Source organism: Manganibacter manganicus, from assembly GCF_002075885.1.
In the GTDB taxonomy this organism is placed as follows: Bacteria; Pseudomonadota; Alphaproteobacteria; order Rhizobiales; family Rhizobiaceae; genus Mesorhizobium; species Mesorhizobium manganicum.
Genome location: NZ_MDET01000014.1, coordinates 51243 through 68359, shown reverse-complemented (window position 1 = coordinate 68359; position 17117 = coordinate 51243). Strand labels below are relative to the sequence as shown.

Annotated in this window: 15 protein-coding genes and 1 pseudogene; 6 read left to right on the top strand and 10 right to left on the bottom strand. The window is 62.5% G+C overall.

Going from position 1 to position 17117, the window contains the following annotated elements:
• Positions 1 to 112 precede the first annotated feature (112 nt).
• A pseudogene (locus BFN67_RS11170) lies at positions 113 to 643 on the top strand (alkaline phosphatase family protein); the annotation flags it as partial.
• Between the two features lie 12 nt (positions 644 to 655).
• On the opposite strand, the gene BFN67_RS11165 reads toward BFN67_RS11170, so the two are convergent.
• The 7 genes from BFN67_RS11165 to bcoG all read right to left on the bottom strand — a co-directional run bounded on the left by BFN67_RS11165 (position 656) and on the right by bcoG (position 9460).
• The gene (locus BFN67_RS11165; RefSeq protein WP_080919692.1) at positions 656 to 2245 is read right to left on the bottom strand and encodes an ABC transporter substrate-binding protein; all 1590 of its coding nucleotides are present in this window, start codon (positions 2243 to 2245) and stop codon (positions 656 to 658) included.
• Between the two features lie 20 nt (positions 2246 to 2265).
• Positions 2266 to 3207 (bottom strand): alpha/beta hydrolase, encoded by a 942-nt coding sequence (locus tag BFN67_RS11160; RefSeq protein ID WP_080919691.1) that lies wholly within the window; start codon positions 3205 to 3207, stop codon positions 2266 to 2268.
• Between the two features lie 4 nt (positions 3208 to 3211).
• Positions 3212 to 3994, bottom strand: a complete 783-nt coding sequence (locus BFN67_RS11155; RefSeq protein ID WP_080919690.1) for a carnitinyl-CoA dehydratase — start codon at positions 3992 to 3994, stop codon at positions 3212 to 3214.
• Between the two features lie 21 nt (positions 3995 to 4015).
• The gene (locus BFN67_RS11150) at positions 4016 to 6136 is read right to left on the bottom strand and encodes an acetate--CoA ligase family protein (protein ID WP_080919689.1); all 2121 of its coding nucleotides are present in this window, start codon (positions 6134 to 6136) and stop codon (positions 4016 to 4018) included.
• A gap of 3 nt (positions 6137 to 6139) precedes the next feature.
• Positions 6140 to 7303 carry an acyl-CoA dehydrogenase family protein gene (locus BFN67_RS11145; RefSeq protein WP_080919688.1) on the bottom strand — a complete coding sequence of 388 codons (1164 nt, stop codon included), beginning with the start codon at positions 7301 to 7303 and terminating at the stop codon, positions 6140 to 6142.
• 141 nt (positions 7304 to 7444) lie between these two features.
• The gene (locus BFN67_RS11140) at positions 7445 to 8518 is read right to left on the bottom strand and encodes a 3-hydroxyacyl-CoA dehydrogenase NAD-binding domain-containing protein (protein ID WP_080919687.1); all 1074 of its coding nucleotides are present in this window, start codon (positions 8516 to 8518) and stop codon (positions 7445 to 7447) included.
• A 24-nt stretch (positions 8519 to 8542) separates the two neighbouring features.
• Complete coding sequence (gene bcoG / locus BFN67_RS11135; RefSeq protein WP_080919730.1) at positions 8543 to 9460, bottom strand: 3-dehydrocarnitine:acetyl-CoA trimethylamine transferase BcoG; 918 nt, start codon at positions 9458 to 9460, stop codon at positions 8543 to 8545.
• Between the two features lie 73 nt (positions 9461 to 9533).
• Here bcoG and BFN67_RS11130 point away from each other — a divergent pair, with 73 nt between their 5' ends.
• Complete coding sequence (locus BFN67_RS11130; protein ID WP_080919686.1) at positions 9534 to 10514, top strand: GlxA family transcriptional regulator; 981 nt, start codon at positions 9534 to 9536, stop codon at positions 10512 to 10514.
• Positions 10515 to 10516: 2 nt separating this feature from the next.
• Here BFN67_RS11130 and BFN67_RS11125 read toward each other — a convergent pair whose 3' ends face one another.
• The gene (locus tag BFN67_RS11125) at positions 10517 to 11287 is read right to left on the bottom strand and encodes a TIGR01458 family HAD-type hydrolase (protein WP_080919685.1); all 771 of its coding nucleotides are present in this window, start codon (positions 11285 to 11287) and stop codon (positions 10517 to 10519) included.
• 56 nt (positions 11288 to 11343) lie between these two features.
• The gene (locus BFN67_RS11120) at positions 11344 to 11553 is read right to left on the bottom strand and encodes a hypothetical protein (RefSeq protein WP_080919684.1); all 210 of its coding nucleotides are present in this window, start codon (positions 11551 to 11553) and stop codon (positions 11344 to 11346) included.
• Positions 11554 to 11804: 251 nt separating this feature from the next.
• Here BFN67_RS11120 and BFN67_RS11115 point away from each other — a divergent pair, with 251 nt between their 5' ends.
• The gene (locus BFN67_RS11115) at positions 11805 to 12167 is read left to right on the top strand and encodes a nuclear transport factor 2 family protein (protein WP_080919683.1); all 363 of its coding nucleotides are present in this window, start codon (positions 11805 to 11807) and stop codon (positions 12165 to 12167) included.
• Positions 12168 to 12198: 31 nt separating this feature from the next.
• Here the strand turns inward: BFN67_RS11115 and xylB are convergent, their stop codons facing one another.
• The gene (gene xylB, locus BFN67_RS11110) at positions 12199 to 13653 is read right to left on the bottom strand and encodes a xylulokinase (RefSeq protein ID WP_080919682.1); all 1455 of its coding nucleotides are present in this window, start codon (positions 13651 to 13653) and stop codon (positions 12199 to 12201) included.
• 296 nt (positions 13654 to 13949) lie between these two features.
• Between xylB and BFN67_RS11105 the strand changes: the two genes are divergently transcribed.
• The 3 genes from BFN67_RS11105 (at position 13950) to BFN67_RS11095 (ending at position 16461) form a co-directional block, all read left to right on the top strand.
• The gene (locus BFN67_RS11105) at positions 13950 to 14630 is read left to right on the top strand and encodes a L,D-transpeptidase (protein ID WP_425349771.1); all 681 of its coding nucleotides are present in this window, start codon (positions 13950 to 13952) and stop codon (positions 14628 to 14630) included.
• An 82-nt stretch (positions 14631 to 14712) separates the two neighbouring features.
• A complete protein-coding gene (locus tag BFN67_RS11100; RefSeq protein WP_080919680.1) occupies positions 14713 to 15879 on the top strand; it encodes a diphosphate--fructose-6-phosphate 1-phosphotransferase in 1167 nt (388 codons plus the stop codon).
• Positions 15880 to 16224: 345 nt separating this feature from the next.
• Entirely contained in the window at positions 16225 to 16461 is a 237-nt protein-coding gene (locus tag BFN67_RS11095) for a hypothetical protein (RefSeq protein WP_080919679.1), read from the top strand.
• Positions 16462 to 17117 lie beyond the last annotated feature (656 nt).

Sequence of the window (17117 nt, the reverse complement as noted above, 5' to 3'; positions counted from 1 at the left end):
CGGCAAATCGATCTGTTATAAGTTTCTCACAGATTTCGTATAGTTCTTTCGTGTTGGAAGCCGTCTTCATTTTTGTTGGGTGAATACAACAAAATCAATGACATTCGGTAGCTTCAACCGCTACCCGTTCAATCTCGTGCGCGACATCGAATATGACGAACCGCGCGGACCGATCTCGCATGGCCGTTTCCACACCATGACCGGCTACAACGCCCGCAACCAGATGACGCCGAGCGACACCGACCTGTTCGCCACGCTCACCATGCTCACGGAGCGTTTTTCCATCGATTACGGCATCCTGCACACCTGCTCGCTGGACTCCATGGGCCACCGCTTCGGCCATGACTGCATCGAGATGGATCACGCCTGCTATGTCATGGACGGCATGCTGGCGGCGTTCCTGCCGCGCTGGCGCAAGGCTGGCTATGAGATCATCGTCACCGCCGATCACGGCCAGACCGACCGTGGCCATCATGGCGGCCACGACCATGACATGCAGGATTTCGCGCTCTATTATTTCGGCGCCGCTGCCGGAGCCGAGCCGACCATCCTGCTCAACCAGCTTCAGCTTGCACCGACTGTTCTTCAGCGTCTTGGCGTCGCCATTCCGGTAACGATGAAGGCCAAGCCCTTCCTCATCTAACGGGCAAGGTGATCAGGCCTGCAACCAGCAGGAGGCCAATGCCAGGCCGAACATGAGTTCGCCGGACGGGTGTGCCTGATAGCCGGCGACCTTGTCGGACACGGCGTCCACCCAATCGTTGAAGACGGGAATGATCGCGCCGCCCTCGTCACGCACGATCATCGCAATATCGCGGTACATCGCCTTGCGTTTGGCGTCGTCGAGTTCGGCGCGCGCGCCGATCACCAGCTTGTCGAAATCGGCGCGATGGAAGCGTGTTTCGTTCCAGTCGGCGCTGGAGATATAGGCAGTGGAATATTGCTGGTCCTGGGTCGGGCGGCCAACCCAATAAGAGGCGGAGAACGGTGCGGTGTTCCAAACCTGCGCCCAATAGCCGTCGCCCGGCATGCGCTCGATCTCAAGCTGAATACCGGCCTTTGCCGCGCTCTGCTGGAAAAGCTGCGCCGTATCGACCGCGCCCGGAAAGGCTACTTCGGAGGTTTTCAGACCGATTGGCCCGTCATGCCCCGATTTCTTGTAATGGAAGGCCGCCTTGTCCGAATCGAATTCGCGTTGCTCGATATCGTCGGAAAACAGCGGATAGGCCTTGTTGACGGGGATATCGTTGCCGAGCGTGCCATAGCCGCGCAGGATCTTTTCCACCATCTCCTTGCGGTCGATGGCATATTTCAGCGCCAGCCTGAGGTCGTTATTGTCGAAGGGCGGTGTGATGCACTGCATGGCAAAGACGTAATGGGCGCTGCCGGTAATGTTCTTGATCGACACGCCGCTCAGCCGCTTGACCAGATCGACCACCTTCGGCTCGACCCGGTTGGTCATCTGGACCTGTCCCGAGCGCAGTGCGGCCATGCGCGCCGCCGAATCGTTGATGACGATGATCTCGACCTGATCGGCATGGCCGCGCTTGTCCGGCGCCCAATAGCCATCGTGACGCGCGCCGGTTTCGCGCACGCCCGGTTCATGCGCCGCGACCTTGTAGGGGCCGGTGCCGATGCCGGCTTCCGGATTATCCTTGCCGCCATTGGGCTGGATGATCAGATGATAATCCGTCATCAGGTAAGGCAGATCGGCGTTGGCCTCCTTGAGCGTGACGATGAACTCGTCACCTTCGGCCTTCAGCGTATCGATACCGCGGAGCACGCCGAGCGCGCCCGATTTCGTCTCCGGACCGGCGTGGCGCTCAATCGTCGCCACCACGTCCTGCGCCGTCATCTCCTTGCCGTTGTGGAAGGTCACGCCCTTGCGGATCTTGAAGGTCCAGACCTTGGCATCCGCCGACGAGCCGTATTCGGTGGCAAGCACCGGCATCAGCGAACCGTCCTCGGCCACATCCATGAGTTTCTCGCCCCAACAGCGAGCAAACACGCCCTTGACCTGATTGTTGATGGCGGCGGGGTCCAGCCCATCAGTCGATTCACCGCCGACCATGCCGGCCTTCAGCATCCCGCCCCTGACCGGGCCGGCGGCGCGCGCGGCATTCGCCAACAGCAACGAGGCAACCGGCGCTGCAACGCCCAATGCAGCCGCCCGCCCAAGAAAATCGCGTCGGCTGAGACGGTTCGCCGCCACGGCGCGGCTCAGAAAGTCCAGTTCATCGGACATGATCGTGCCTCCACTTTCGCTCAGTAATTCCACTCGCCCTTGCCAAGCGAGCGGACGGCATCGACGATGCGCGTGAAGCTTTCGCGGGCACGGCCGACCGAATGGCGCGCGCGCAGATAACCATGCACCAGCCCCGCCTCGTTCACCCAATGGGCCTTGCCGCCATCGGCCAGCAAGCGGTCGCGATAGACACGGCCATCGTCCGACAGCGGATCGCATTCGGCCGAGACGATGACGGTGGGCGGCAGGTGTGAAAAATCGCTATCATTGAAGGCGGCGAAGGTCGCATCCTTCGACACGTCCTTTCCGCCCGAACGCATCTGCTTGTAATAGTCCATGTCGCGCACCGTCAGCAGCGGCGCCTCGGCATGGGTGACGTATGAACCCTTGGTCAGATCGCCGCCCAGTCCCGGATAGATCAACACCTGGCCGATCGGCGCACGGGCATGGCCGCGCGTGGCATGCGAAACCGCCGCCGCCAGATTGCCGCCGGCCGAATCGCCGCACAGGACAATCGGCTGCCGATAGGTTTTCGCGGCCCATTCGAAAGCGGCGCGGCAATCGTCATAGGCAGCGGGGTGGACATGCTCCGGCACCAGCCGGTAATCGACCGAGACGATCTCATAGCCGGTGCGCTGGCAGATTTCGGCGCAGACGTCGTCATGGCTGTCTAACCCGCCGAGGATGAAACCGCCGCCATGGAAATAAAGCACCAGCGCCGCATCGTTCGGCGTGGCATTGCGATAAATGCGGATCGGAATCTTGTGCGTCGGCGTCTCCACTGTCGAGTCGCTGGCCGTTACGCCCTCGGGATATCCGGCGTGAAACGCCTCGCACATGCGGTCATAGGTGCGGCGCTGGTCTTCGACGCTGTGATCGACCGCATCCGGCGGATAAAAGCTGTTGGTGCGGTCGATGAACGCCCATGTTTCGGCGTCGATCAGCCTGGCGTAGTCTGTCATCGAGCTATTTGCCTTTCCATACCGGATCGCGCTTTTCGGCGAAAGCGCGAAAGCCTTCCATATTGTCTTGCGAGGCATAAAGCTCATCGACCGTACGGAACTTGCGCTTGGTGATCCAGTTCATCGCGTCCTGGAATTCCATCGCCTCAGCTCGGCGGGCGACCTCCTTGATCGCGGCAAACACCAGCGGCGGGCCACCGGCAAGCAGGCGGGCGATCTCCCAGACGCGGTCTTCCAGCCTGTCGGCTGGCAGCACCTCGTTGACGAGGCCCCAGCGATGCGCCTCGGCCACGTCCATCCAGCGGCCAGTGAGCAAAAGGTCCATGGCGATGTGATAGGGAATGCGCTTCGGCAGCTTGACGGTCGCCGCATCGGCCAGCGTGCCGGCCTTGATCTCCGGTAGCGCGAAAGAGGAATGGTCGGAGGCGTAGATCAGGTCGCAGGACAGCGCCAGTTCGAAGCCGCCGCCCACCGCCATTCCATTGACGCAGGCGATCACCGGCTTGTTCATGTCACGCAATTCCTGCAGGCCGGCAAAGCCCCCGACGCCGTAATCGCCATCGACCGCATCGCCGCCCGCGGCGGCTTTCAAATCCCAGCCGGCACAGAAGAATTTTTCGCCTGCGGTCTTGACGATGGCGACGCGCAGTTCCGGATCATCGCGAAAAGCCTGGAAGGTCAGGCCCATCTGGCGCGAGGTCGCGAGGTCGATCGCATTGGCCTTGGGCCGGTCGAGCGTGACTTCGAGGATCGCGCCCTCACGGCGGGTTTTTATGACATCGGACATTTTTGCAACCTCCCAAGCGGCTTAACCCGCAACCTCAATCGCCTTCTCGGCACACATAGCCACCGCCGCTTTACCATCATTTGTCACAAGCAGTGCGTCGGCGATCCAGGCACCTTTGCCCTCGCCGCAGACAATCAGCGGATTAACGTCGAGTTCCTCTATCGCATCAGCGTGCTCCTGCACGAAACGCGAAATGGCGAGAATCGCGTCCACCGCAGCCCCCGCATCGGCTTTCTCGCGGCCGCGATAGCCGTCGAGCAGCGGATAGAGCCGCAGACCCTTCAATGCGGCCTCGATCTCCTCGCGCGAAGCGGGAAGAAGCAGCGTCGCGCTGTCCTTTAGCAGCTCGACCAGAACGCCGCCGGTGCCGACCGTCATGACCGGACCGAACAGTTGATCGCGGGTAACGCCGACGATCAGTTCGCCAATGCTGCCCTCCACCATGCGCTCGACATAGAGGCCGGCGCCGAGCGGCAACAGTGCCTCGGCAGCTGCTTCAACCTCCTCGACCGATTTGAGATTGAGCCGGACCGCACCAAGCTCGCTCTTGTGCGCCACGCCCAGCGCCTTCAGCGCAACCGGGAAGCCGAGCTTTTCGGCAGCCGATACCGCTGCCGCGACGCTTGCGGCGCGCGCGCCCTGCGGCACGGCAAGACCGGCGGCCCGCAGCGTCGCTTTGGCCTCGTCCTCGTCGGGAGACACCTTTTTTCCGCCCCTCGCTTCGCCGGCACTCGCCCACAGGTGAGACGGCAAAGGCCTTGCCCACGCCTGCCCGATAAACGCCGCCGCCTCAACCGCGTCGAATGCCTCGACAATGCCCTGCAAGGGCACGATACCGCGCCGGAACAGTTCGGCCGCATGCTCTTCGGGCAGGTTTTCCAGCATGGAGGCGACGACCGCGCCGCGCGCCTTGCTGGTCGTCAGCGCGGCCTCGAAGGCCCGCACTGTCGGCCACCAGTCGGCATCCGAGCAACGGTCGTTGCGCGGAAAATCCAGCACCAGCATGTTGAGGTCGAAATTGCCCGACGCCATCGCCGTGAAGGTGGCTGTCATCGCCGGCTCGTCGTTCCAGATGAAGGTGTGGTAGTCGAGTGGATTGGCTACCGCCACGAAGGAGCCGAGCGTCGCCTTCACCCGCGCCCAGTGTTCTTGCGTCAGCTTCGGGAAACGCGCCTTGCGCCCCTCCGCCGTGTCGGCCATCACCGATGCCTCGCCGCCCGAGCAACTCATGGAAGACAGCGTGTAACCGGGCAGCGGACCGAAGGCGTGCAGCAGCTTCAGCGTTTCCAGCAGCGACGGGATCGAATGAACACGCGCAATGCCGAGCCGCTTCAAAAATGCTTCCGAAGCGGCATCGGAACCGGCCAGCGAGGCGGTGTGCGAGACGGTCGCGGCGCGCGCCTGCTCCGAGCGGCCAACCTTCATCGCCACGATGGGCTTGTTCAGTTCGCGCGCCCGTGCCGCAAGGCGTTCGAAACCGGCGACCTTGTCAAAGCCCTCGATATGCAGGCCGAGGCAAGAGACGCGCTCGTCCTCGATCAGGCCGAGCGCCATTTCGGCAAGGCCGGTCTGCGCCTGATTGCCGGCTGTCATCAGGAAGGCGATGGGCAGGCCGCGCTTCTGCATGGTGATGTTGCAAGCGATGTTGGATGACTGTGTGATGATGGCAGCACCGCGCGCGCCCGGCTCCAGCCGCTGGCCGCCATGCTGGTCGGGCCACAGCAGCGCGCCGTCGGCATAATTAATGAGGCCGTAGCAGTTCGGGCCGATGACCGGCATCGACCCTGCCGCCTCGACGAGTTCGGCCTGCAGGCGCGCACCGTCCTCGTCGTCATCGCCGGCCTCCAGGAAACCCGCGGCAAAACAGATCGCGCCGCCCGCACCACGCGCCGCAAGTTCGCGCACGATATCAATGGTGGCGAAGCGGTTGACGCCGATGAACACCGAATCAGGCGCATCAGGCAGATCAGCCACGGACGCGTAAGCCTTGACGCCCTCGATCTCGGCGCGCTTCGGATGCACCGGCCAGACCTCGCCGGCAAAGCCCATCTTCAGCGATTGCTTGACGACATTGGGCGCAAACGACCCGCCGCCAATGACCGCGATGGAGCGAGGGCGCAACAACCGTTCGAGGCGCAACATATCTCAGCCTCCCACCGCCCGCAGCATCGCCCGGCTGATGATATGCCGCTGGATTTCGCTCGTACCTTCCCAGATGCGCTCGACGCGGGCGTCGCGCCAGATGCGCTCCAGCGGCAGATCGTCCATCAGGCCCATGCCGCCGTGGATCTGGATGGCCTCGTCGGCAATGAAGGCCAGCACCTCAGTGGCCTTGAGCTTGGCCATGGCCATATCCTGATCCGTCACCGTGCCCTGGTCGTATTTCCAAGCGGCCTCGCGGGTCAGCAATTCGGCGGCCTTCAACTCGGTCGCCATGTCGGCGAGCTTGAAGGACACGCCTTGGAACTTGCCGATCTGCTGGCCGAACTGCTGGCGCTGCGCGGCATAGTCGATGGCGTGCTGCAATGCGCGTTCCGAGCGGCCAAGGCAGGTCGAGGCAACCTGAAGCCGGGTGGCGCCGAGCCAGCTATTGGCGACCTCGAAGCCCCGATGCGGTTCTCCCAATACCTGCGAAGCAGGTAGACGAACATTGTCGAATTCCAGGATCGAATTGGTATAGCCGCGATGCGAAACGTTGCGATAGCCGTCGCGCACGGTGAAGCCCGGCGTGCCCTTGTCGACGAAGAATGCGGTGATCTTCTTGCGCTTGCCGCGCGGCCCGTCTTCTTCGCCCGAAGCCATGAAGCAGATGGCGAAGTCGGCAAGATCGGCGTGGGAAATAAAATGCTTGGTGCCATTCAGCACCCAGTCGTCGCCGTCCTGCACGGCGCTTGCCTTCATGCCGCGCAGATCGGAACCCGCGCTCGGCTCCGTCATGGCCAGGCAATCCCATTTTTCACCGCGAATGCAGGGATAGAGGTATTTTTCCTTCTGCTCGTCGGTGCCGGCAAGCAGGATGTTGGACGGGCGCGCCACGCAGGTCCAGTGCAGCGCATAATTGGCGCGGCCAAGTTCCTTTTCATAAAGCAGCCATGTCACCGTATCGAGGCCCGCACCGCCGACTTCCGCCGGCATGTTGGCCGCATAGAGCCCGGCGGCAATGGCCTTGGCCTGAATCTCCTTGATGAGGTCCATCGGCAGATGGCCGGTGCGCTCCACCTCCTGCTCGTGCGGGTAAAGCTCGTTTTCGACGAACGCCCGCGTGGTGTCGACGATAAGCTGCTGCTCTTCCGAGAGACCGAAATCCATAATCATATACCCTACAAGGTTTTATCGTGCGCCCTTCGAGGCTCGCTCGGCTCGCACCTCATGATGAGGAAGGTTGCACAACTTCCCTCATCGTGAGGAGGCAGCGCTGGTTGCCGTCTCGAATGACGCACAACGCCTGTCTCACTTCTTCTTTGCCGCAGCTTTCTTCGGCTTGTTCGCCTTGGCCTTGGCGGCGGCTTTCGACACGGCCGGCTTGGCCGCCAGCTTGCCGAGGCGCTTGACATAATCCTTGTGCAGCGCGCCGGCGCCCCAGCCCTTGCCCTTGTTCTGCTTCGACAGGGCTTCCATGATGGCAACGAGATTGTCGTCGCGGATTTTCTCAAGTTCGCGGATCGACCACTGGCCGGACTGTTCGTCGGACTGGCCGGCGATGAGTTCGACCAGTTCGTCGTTGAATTCCGGCACGTCCATCAGCTTGGTCCAAGGCCATTTCAGGCATGGCCCAAACTGCGCCATGAAGTGCCGCATGCCGGCCTCTCCGCCAGCGACGCGATAGACCTGGAACATGCCCATCTGCGCCCAGCGTAGGCCGAAGCCATAGCGCATGATGTCGTCGAGTTCCTCGACGGTGCAGATGCCATCCTTGATCAGCCACAGCGATTCACGCCATGCCGCTTCCAAAAGGCGGTCGCCGACGAAAGCCTCGATCTCCTTGCGGATGACTACCGGCTTCATGCCGATGGAAGCATAGATTTCCCTGGCAACCTCGATGGCTTCGGGGAAAGTCTGTGCACCGCCAACGACCTCGACCAGCGGCAGAAGATAGACCGGGTTGAACGGATGGCCGACGACCAGACGCTCCGGATGCTTCTTCATCGCCACCTGCATATCGGACGGCTTGATGCCGGAGGTGGAGGAACCGACAATGGCGTTGGCAGGCGCATGCGTATCGATCTCGGCCAGCACCTTGTGCTTGAGGTCGAGGCGCTCCGGCACGCTTTCCTGGATGAAATCGGCATCGGCCACGGCTTCGGCGATAGTCTTGGCGAAGGTCAGCCTGCCTTGCTTCGGCAAGCCGTCGGGCAGCATGCGCCTGTAGGCGCGGCGCGCACCCTTCATCACCTCGTCCACCTTGCGGGAGGCTTCCGGGTCGGGATCGAAGATCGAAACGTCGATGCCGTTGAGCAGAAGGCGCGCGACCCAGCCGGCGCCGATGACACCGCCGCCGATGGCGGCTGCCTTGGAGATGGTCATTTCATGCCTCCCTGAAGGATTTGGTTACACAGCCAGCGGCGCGCGCTTGTTAAGGCCCAGTTTCTTGCGCACTTCCTCGGGGCCGATGACGCGGGCGCCAAGGTTCTCGACAATGGTGACGGCCCGCTCGACAAGCTGCGCATTGGTGGCCAACTGGCCCTTGCCGAGCCACAGATTGTCCTCCAGCCCGACGCGAACATTGCCGCCGGCCAGCACCGCGGCCGCCGCATAGGCCATCTGGTTGCGGCCGAGCGAGAAGGCCGAAAAGGTCCATTCCTTCGGCACATTGTTGACCATGGCCATGAAGGTGTTGAGATCGTCCGGAGCGCCCCACGGCACGCCCATGCAAAGCTGCACCAGCGCATCCGGCTTGAGGACTTCCTCGGCGACAAGCTGCTTGGCGAACCATAGATGGCCGGTGTCGAACGCCTCGATTTCCGGCTTCACGCCCATCTCGGTCATCATGCCGCCCATGGCGCGCAGCATGCCGGGCGTGTTGGTCATCACGTAATCGGCCTCGGCGAAGTTCATCGTGCCGCAATCGAGCGTGCAGATTTCCGGAAGGCACTGGCGCACATGCTCGACGCGCTCGGCGGCGCCCGCCATATCGGTGCCCTGCTCCTTCAAGGGCAGCGGCTTTTCGGTGGAACCGAACACCATGTCCCCGCCCATGCCGGCGGTGAGGTTCAGCACCACGTCAACGTCAGCCTCGCGGATGCGATCGGTGACTTCGCGATACAAATGAATATCGCGGCGCGGCTTGCCGGTCTCCGGATCACGTACATGGCAATGGACGATGGCAGCACCCGCCTTGGCCGCCGCGATGGCCGAATCGGCGATCTGCTTGGGCGAACGCGGCACATGCGGGCTGCGGTCCTGCGTGCCGCCCGATCCGGTCACGGCACAGGTGATGAAGACCTCGCGATTCATCTCGAGCGGCATTGGCTCCTCCTCTTCGAATGGCGGCATCATTGCGCTGCTTGCGCGGTCTTGCTTCACGTTTTACGAATACAAAATGTCGAAAAACGAAAAACTGACGATCTTTCGCACCGAGCACAGCCCGCTCAAGGTAACGTTCCTGATATTTTCGGGCGCATCCATCATGTGCGTGGCCTCGGCAATCGATCCGCTGCGCGCCGCCAACCGCATCGTCGGCGAACGCCTGTTCGATTTCAAGCTGGTTTCACTGACCGGCGAAGCGCCCATCACCACTTGCGGGCTTCCGGTTGCCGTCTCAGGCCGGTTCGATGCCAGCGAGCGCACCGACATGCTGGCCGTGGTCGCCGGCTTCGGCACACAGAACTACACGACGGCGGCTTTTCTGGCCGGCCTTCGGCGGGCCGCGCGGGCCGCCCGCGCCTGCGGCGGCATCGAGGCCGGAACGTGGCTAGTCGGCCGCGCGGGCCTGCTCGAAGGCCGCGCAGCGACTACGCATTGGGAAGATCTGGAGGATTTCACCGCCGCCTTTCCCAGCGTCGATGTGCGGCCGGACCGCTATGTCATAGACGGGCCGGTTTTCACCAGCGGCGGGGCAGCGCCCACCTTCGATCTGATGCTGCATCTCATCCGCTCGCGCCTCGGCATGGCGGTGGCGCTCGATGTCGCCAGCGTCTTCATCTACGATCAAGCGCGCGCCGCTACCGACGTGCAACCACTGGTGTCGCTTGGCCGGCTCGACGGCTTCGACCCGCGGCTGGCGCATGCGATACGGCTGATGGAAGCCCATATCGACCAACCGCTCGCGGTCGCCGGCATCGCGCGGCGCGCCAAAATCACGCCGCGCACGCTGGAAAATATCTTTCGCAAGTCCGTCGGCGAGACACCGGGTGCCTATTATCTGAGGCTGCGGCTCGTCGCGGCGCGCAAGCTGGTGACCGACACCGCCGTGCCGATGGCCGACATTGCCGCCCGCACCGGGTTTTCATCCGCGGCTGCGTTCTCACGCGCCTTCGCCCGAAGTTTCGGCAAGTCGCCGTCGCATTTCAGGGCAAAATAAGGTCAGCCCACCTTGGATAGAATGTGATCGACCGCTTCCGCGAGATCGGCCACCACGGCGCTCGGCTTTGGGCTGAAGCGCGTCTCGTCGCCGGCGCGGTACTTTCCTGTCCGGACCAGCAGCGCGCAGCCCAGTTCTGCGCGTAAAGCGCCAGCGACATCGCTTTCGGCATCGTCGCCGACCATCGACACCTCCTGCGCCGTACAGCCCATCTCGGCCAGCGCGGCGTGAAAGAAAGCCGGCGCGGGCTTGCCGATCACCTCCGCCTTGACGCCGCTAGCAAACTCCAGCGCCGCAACGAAGGCGCCGGCATCCATGCTGGGCAGGCCGTCACGGTCCTTGAACATGCGGTTGTTGGCCAGCGCAATGAAGGCCGCGCCCTCCATCAATTGCCGGAACGCCGCGTTGAGCATCGCATAGTCGAAGGTATCACCGGCATCGCCGACGACAACCGCAGGTGCGCCCTCAAAAGACACCCCGTCGAATTCCGGCCTGAGCTTCGGATGAACCACCAGGTGCGGCGAACGCCTGTTGCGCAGGAGCCAGTCCCTCGCAGCACCCGCCGGCGTGACCAGTTCATGCTCGGCCACGACAATCCCGAAAGCGGCAAGCTGCCGGACAAGCGCGGCGCGCGGCGAACGCGTCGTGTTGCTGATGAAGCGAACGGCAAGCCCATAAGCGCGCAGCCGGCCGACGGCCTCGGCGGAACCGGGAATCACAGTCTCGCCGTCATAGACGACGCCGCCAAGGTCCAGAAGCACGCCGCGCAACATGGAGCAAGGATGGCGGACGCTTCCACGTCCGTCAAACGGTTTGGAGAAGCGGCCGCTCAGGCCGCGTCGCGGTGGTGATCCGCATTGTCGATGAGGGAACGCATCTGGCGGGCAAGGTGGGTCTCGAAACGGCTGGCGACAGCCCGGTCCCACTCATTGGGGGCTTTGCCAACCTCGGCGGGGCGCGGCATTGCCATCAGCCTGTCAATGATCGATCCGGCCTCGCCCTGCGAGAGAAGGGCGTCAATTTCGCGTTCGGTGTGCATATCGATTTGCCTCCTTTCCGGTTCGTTGCAGAGGCGACAATATGCATGTTCTGTGACGGCTGTTTGAAGGCAAGGCAAAGGTGATTACGTGGCGGCATGCGCAAAAATTTGCCTCAATCATTAACGGACGCGGCAGAGTCGGACTCCAGCCTGCGGATCTCGCGATTCATCGCACGCCGATTACCCGCAAGGTAATTGGTCTCAGCCTGGTCTTCGTCGAAAACGGTTTTGTCAAACCAAGGAGACAGACCATGACCGACCTCGAAACCGTCGCCCACAACTACATCGCCGCCTGGAACGAAGCCGATGCCGAAGCGCGACAGGCCAGTCTGGAAACCGCCTTTACCGGCGATGTCAGCTATCGCGACCCGATCATGCAGGGCAACGGCTATGACGGGCTTGCCGCGCTGATCGAAGGCGTGCAACAGCAATTCCCCGGATTCCGCTTCTCGCTGAAAGGCAAGCCGGACGGTTTTGCCGACAATATCCGCTTTTCCTGGATGCTCGGCTCGGAAGGCACGGAATCAGTTATCGAAGGCACCGATATCGGCACCATCGAGAACGGCCGGCTGAAAAGCGTCACCGGGTTTCTCGACAAGGTCCCGGCGCAATAAATGCCGTCGGCGCGATGAGACGGACGATCTCTTATCCGGTCACGATCTTGACGGCCGGATAGAGGGCGCGATAGCGGCCATAGGCTTCATTAAAGGCCGCCGCCAATGCCGTGTCCGGCTCGATCGTCTCGTCGGTTGCCGGCGCGGTGCAGATGCCGAACGGATCCGCGCCGGTGGCGGCGATCAGCCCGAGCCGGGCAGCGCCGAAGGCGGCGCCGAAATCGCCATCGGCGGGAATATCGACGGGGATGCCGAGCGCCGTCGCCACCGCCTTCAGCCAATAGCGCGACTTCGAGCCGCCGCCGATGGCCGTCACCCGCTCCAGTTTCGTGCCGGCGCTGGCCAGCGCCTCCAGGCTGTCGCGGAAAGCGAAGGCCACACCCTCCAGCACCGCTTGCGTGAGCCTGGCGCGGTCCGATTCATGGCCGAGGCCGATGAATGACCCGCGAATGGAAGAATCGTTATAAGGTGTGCGCTCACCCGAAAGGTAAGGCAGGAAGGTGATGCCGGACGGCGCCTTGAGCGCATCGCCGAGTTCATCGGTGAGCGCGGCGGCACCCTTGCCGGTGACGCCGGCCAGCCAGTTCAGCGAATCGGTTGCCGAAAGAACAACGCCCATCTGATGCCATGTGTTGGGCAAAGCATGACAGAAAGTGTGCACCGCGCTTTCGGCATTGGGCTTGTAGGCGCCGATGGCGGCGAACAGCACGCCGGAGGTGCCGAGCGACACGAAAGCATGGCCGTGGCCGACCGTGCCCATGCCGCAGGCCGAGGCGGCATTGTCGCCGGCGCCACCGGCAATAGGGATGCCGGCCTTCATGCCCCATTGACTGGCGAGTTCGGCACGCAGGCCGCCGGCCTTGTCACTGCCCTCGACCAGCGAGGGCATATGGCCTTCATCCAGCGCGGTCGCGGCCAGAAGTTCCGGCGACCAGCGCCTGTTGCCGACGTCCAGCCAAGAGGTGCCGGCAGAATCCGACATTTCCGAAATATGCTCGCCGGTCAGCCAGAGCCGGAGATAGTCCTTCGGCAAAAGCACTTTCGCCACTTGGTCGAAAATGGCGGGCTCGTTGTTCTTCACCCAGACGAGCTTCGGCGCGGTGAAGCCGGGAAAGACGATATTGCCGGTGATCGCGCGAAAGCGCGGATCGGCGTCCAGTTTCGCGGCCTCGGCATGGCTGCGCGTGTCATTCCACAAGATACAGGGCCGCAGCACCTTGTCGGCCTTGTCGAGAAGGGTTGCACCATGCATCTGGCCGGACAGGCCGATGCCCTTGACGGCGGAAAGTGCTGCGCCATGCTGCGCCTTGAGTTTGGCAACGGCCTCGCCGCAAGCGCGCACCCAATGCGAAGGCTCCTGCTCCGACCAGCCCGGTTGCGGGCGCGATATGTCAAGCGACGCGTGCCCTGAGCCGATAATCGCCTGCCGGTCGTCGATCAGCAGCGCCTTGACGCCCGACGTGCCGAGATCGAGGCCAAGATACATGCCGCTCTCCATCCAATAAATATTACAGACCGTTCACCTGCCCTGGCCAAAGACCATGAGACGCCGGTTCGTTCAAGCATATGCTAGCGTTTTACGCCTGCATCCCTGAAGCGCGTTCACGCTTTATCAACCACGTTTGTCGAAAATGCCGCCATGGCCGGGGTCTCGTCCCCGGTGGAAAGGCACGGGCGGGAATGGGCGAGCTGCCAGAAATTTCAACGCGGAGCGATGACGATGGCGCGACGGCCAGCGGCAACCGGCTTTCGCGGCGGTCCCTGCTTGCCGGTTTCGGGGCGATGACGCTGGCTGGGGCCACGGGCTGCACCAGCAACTCCATGGACGTCTCCGCCCTTCAGTTTGCACCGCCTAACCTCGACATGACGCCGACAGGTTCGATCAGGCCGGCCCGGCCGAGCATCAGCGTCGACAAGAACATCACCAGCCCGGACGTGATGTATGCCTCGTTGACGGATGGCGGCTTTACCATTCCCGCCGTCCCTTATCTGAAGATCAAGCCGGAATTCCGCCGCCAGATCGTTCTCGATCCGACCGGTGAGGCGCCGGGCACCATCGTCGTGCGCCTCAAGGAACGCATGCTCTATCTGGTCGAGCCGGGCGGCGAAGCCATTCGCTACGGCGTCGGCATCGGCCGCGACGGCTTTCGCTGGTCGGGCCGCGCGCAGATACAGTATGGCCGCGAATGGCCGACATGGACGCCGCCGGCAGAAATGATTGCGCGCAAGCCGGAATTGGTGAAATGGCAGGGCGGCCAGCCCGGCGGCCTGGACAATCCGCTCGGCGCCCGCGCGCTCTACATCTACAAGGACGGACAGGATACCGGCTACCGCATCCACGGCTCGCCGGAATGGTGGTCGATCGGCAAGGCGATGTCGTCCGGCTGCGTGCGGCTTATCAACCAGGATATCATCGATCTCTACAGCCGGGTGACCAAGCGCAATCCCGTCGTTGTCGTCTGAAGCTATCAATTCCTTCAAGAAATTCCGTTGCGCCTTGGCTTCAGAGAGGCGAAGGTGCAACCAATTGCCTTGGGAGCAACAGATGAGCGAAACCTTCGTAATCGCGCAGGGCGGCGGCCCGACGGCCGTCATCAACCAGACGGTCGTGGGCGCGGTGATCGAATTGCGCAAGCGCTATCCCGGCGCGCGCGTGCTGGGATCGCGCCATGGCGTGCGCGGCATCCGCGACGGCGACTATGTCGATTTGTCCGACATGCACGAAGAGCAATTGCGACTCATCGGCCGCACGCCGGGTGCGGCGCTGGGTTCCACCCGCGATAAGCCGGATCAGGCCTATTGCGAGGCAGTGCTGAAGGGCCTGCACAAGGCCGGCGCCGACGCCTTCATCTATATTGGCGGCAATGACACCTCGGGCACGCAGCAGATCCTGACCGATGCCGCCGCCGGCAAGATCGCCTTCGTGCATGCACCCAAGACCATCGACAACGATCTGGTGGAAAACGACCACACGCCGGGATTCATCTCGGCGGCCGAATTCGTCGCCAGCGCCTTTATGTCCGTCGATCTCGATTTCCGGGCATTGCCGGGCATTTATGTCGGCATTGTCATGGGCCGCCACGCCGGCTTTCTCACCGCCGCCGCAGCGGCCTGGCGCAAGGATGAGGACAACGGCCCACATCTCGTCTATGTGCCGGAACGTGCTTTCTCGGTGGAGCGTTTCATCGACGACGTGAAGGCGACGCTGGCGCGCCATCGGCGCTGCGTCGTGGCCGTTTCGGAAGGCATCTCGACCGCGGATGGCCGCTCTCTGGTGGAAAGCGTGGTGGCAGCGGACAAACTCGAACGCGACGCCTTCGGCAATGTCAAGCTTTCCGGCAGCGACCTCACCGCGGCGTTGGAACAGGCGTTGGCCGAGGGGCTGCCCGGCAAGCGCGCGCGCGTCGATGCGCTCGGCTACATGCCGCGCGGCTTCGTCGGCTCCATCAATCCGGTCGACAGCCAGGAAGCTTTCGACGCCGGCGTCTTCGCCGTAACCGTTGCCAGCGAAGGCGGCGGTTCTGTCGCGCTCCAGCATGAGAACGGCAAGACTATGTTTCGCAAGGTGCCGCTTGCCGCCGTCGCCGGCAAGACGCGCCATATGCCGGACGATTTCCTGCAAGCGGGCAGCAACCAGCTTTCCGAGGCCGCCACGGCTTATCTCAAACGCCTTGTTCCCGAAAAATACGAGATCGGCGAGCCCTTCGTGTGAGTGCGGCGCGGCCCGATCGGGGCGGAAATGAATTAGATACGGCTTAAATCGAACCATTTGGTTCGATATTTGTTGACGCGCTGTTCATCACATGGTGAACGCCGGCTAAGTATGTTTTTGCATATCGGCCAATGTCCGGTTGCGTAACTCATTGCTTCCAAAACATTTAATTATAACCGCCTGCCCCCTCGCCGGGTTTCAAGATGGAGATTCATGGTCCAGATGGAAAAACTTCGTGATTGGAAATGGCGATGTTGCCCTCCCACATCGGGGCTGTCCGACCGACGCGTCTCCTCCCAAGCACGCCGATTGAGGACGAGCATTTTGAAATACTGGAGTCTTAAAATGAAAAAGATTGCTCTTGCCGCAGCCGCCCTTCTGACCGTGACGGGCGCGGCTTTCGCCGAAAACCCCTATGTCGGCGGTAGCGATATCAACACCATCGCCAACCAGCAGGCTGTTGACGCCACCACCACCTCTTCGGTGCATAACAGCACTTATGAGTTGCTGAATGCCGGCCACAACCAGAACGCGTCTGATGAGGCCGTTCGCCTGCGCCAGCGCGATTTCGGCAATCACTGAATACGTCCCGGTTTTTCGGAACGTGGAAGCGGCGGGTTCATCCCGCCGCTTTTGTTTTTCCGGCATTCCCTCTCAACGACCATCACCTTCATTCTGAGGCAGGCTGGCGACCTGCATGCTGGTCTCGGTAAATGGCTGGACATCAGGCTGAACAGCTTAGCCCCGTCATTCCTTTCGGCTGCACGCTGAAGGCGCCGTCGACGCATGAGGGCCGCTCCGGTTTGCATGGACAGAGCCTTGCACCCTTCGAGGTTCGCCTCTTCGTGCTCACATCTTGCGCTGGCAAGTTATGCTGTGCCTGCTTCGAGATGCCGGCGAGGCCGGCTCCTCAGCATGAGGAAGGTGGGTGCGGCTGCACTTCTGAGCCTCAGGAACCCGGCACCGCCCCGCTCTTATTCTGGGTGAGGACGGTTGTGGTTGGAACTGTGCGTCGTTCGAGACGGCAACTCACGCTGCCTCCTGACGATGAGGGAGGTTTGGGTGCCGCCCCCTCAAAGTAACGAGACAGGCGTGTCATGTCACCGTCTCAAGATAGCGAAAACAGAATACCTAGATGAGCGACTGAACGGCCGCCCGTCTTCCCGACCTTTCATCAAGAAAGGTCCGTTCTTTGAAATGGCCAGATGGTGAAAGCCGGGCGTGGCAACGGTGAAGTG

Excerpts from the sequence above, each read along its gene's own strand:
- BFN67_RS11165 (WP_080919692.1), bottom strand. The coding sequence starts at position 2,245 with ATGTCCGATGAACTGGACTTTCTGAGCCGCGCCGTGGCGGCGAACCGT.
- BFN67_RS11160 (WP_080919691.1), bottom strand. The coding sequence starts at position 3,207 with ATGACAGACTACGCCAGGCTGATCGACGCCGAAACATGGGCGTTCATC.
- BFN67_RS11155 (WP_080919690.1), bottom strand. The coding sequence starts at position 3,994 with ATGTCCGATGTCATAAAAACCCGCCGTGAGGGCGCGATCCTCGAAGTC.
- BFN67_RS11150 (WP_080919689.1), bottom strand. The coding sequence starts at position 6,136 with ATGTTGCGCCTCGAACGGTTGTTGCGCCCTCGCTCCATCGCGGTCATT.
- BFN67_RS11145 (WP_080919688.1), bottom strand. The coding sequence starts at position 7,303 with ATGGATTTCGGTCTCTCGGAAGAGCAGCAGCTTATCGTCGACACCACG.
- BFN67_RS11140 (WP_080919687.1), bottom strand. The coding sequence starts at position 8,518 with ATGACCATCTCCAAGGCAGCCGCCATCGGCGGCGGTGTCATCGGCGCC.
- bcoG (WP_080919730.1), bottom strand. The coding sequence starts at position 9,460 with ATGCCGCTCGAGATGAATCGCGAGGTCTTCATCACCTGTGCCGTGACC.
- BFN67_RS11130 (WP_080919686.1), top strand. The coding sequence starts at position 9,534 with ATGTCGAAAAACGAAAAACTGACGATCTTTCGCACCGAGCACAGCCCG.
- BFN67_RS11125 (WP_080919685.1), bottom strand. The coding sequence starts at position 11,287 with ATGTTGCGCGGCGTGCTTCTGGACCTTGGCGGCGTCGTCTATGACGGC.
- BFN67_RS11120 (WP_080919684.1), bottom strand. The coding sequence starts at position 11,553 with ATGCACACCGAACGCGAAATTGACGCCCTTCTCTCGCAGGGCGAGGCC.
- BFN67_RS11115 (WP_080919683.1), top strand. The coding sequence starts at position 11,805 with ATGACCGACCTCGAAACCGTCGCCCACAACTACATCGCCGCCTGGAAC.
- xylB (WP_080919682.1), bottom strand. The coding sequence starts at position 13,653 with ATGTATCTTGGCCTCGATCTCGGCACGTCGGGCGTCAAGGCGCTGCTG.
- BFN67_RS11105 (WP_425349771.1), top strand. The coding sequence starts at position 13,950 with ATGACGCTGGCTGGGGCCACGGGCTGCACCAGCAACTCCATGGACGTC.
- BFN67_RS11100 (WP_080919680.1), top strand. The coding sequence starts at position 14,713 with ATGAGCGAAACCTTCGTAATCGCGCAGGGCGGCGGCCCGACGGCCGTC.
- BFN67_RS11095 (WP_080919679.1), top strand. The coding sequence starts at position 16,225 with ATGAAAAAGATTGCTCTTGCCGCAGCCGCCCTTCTGACCGTGACGGGC.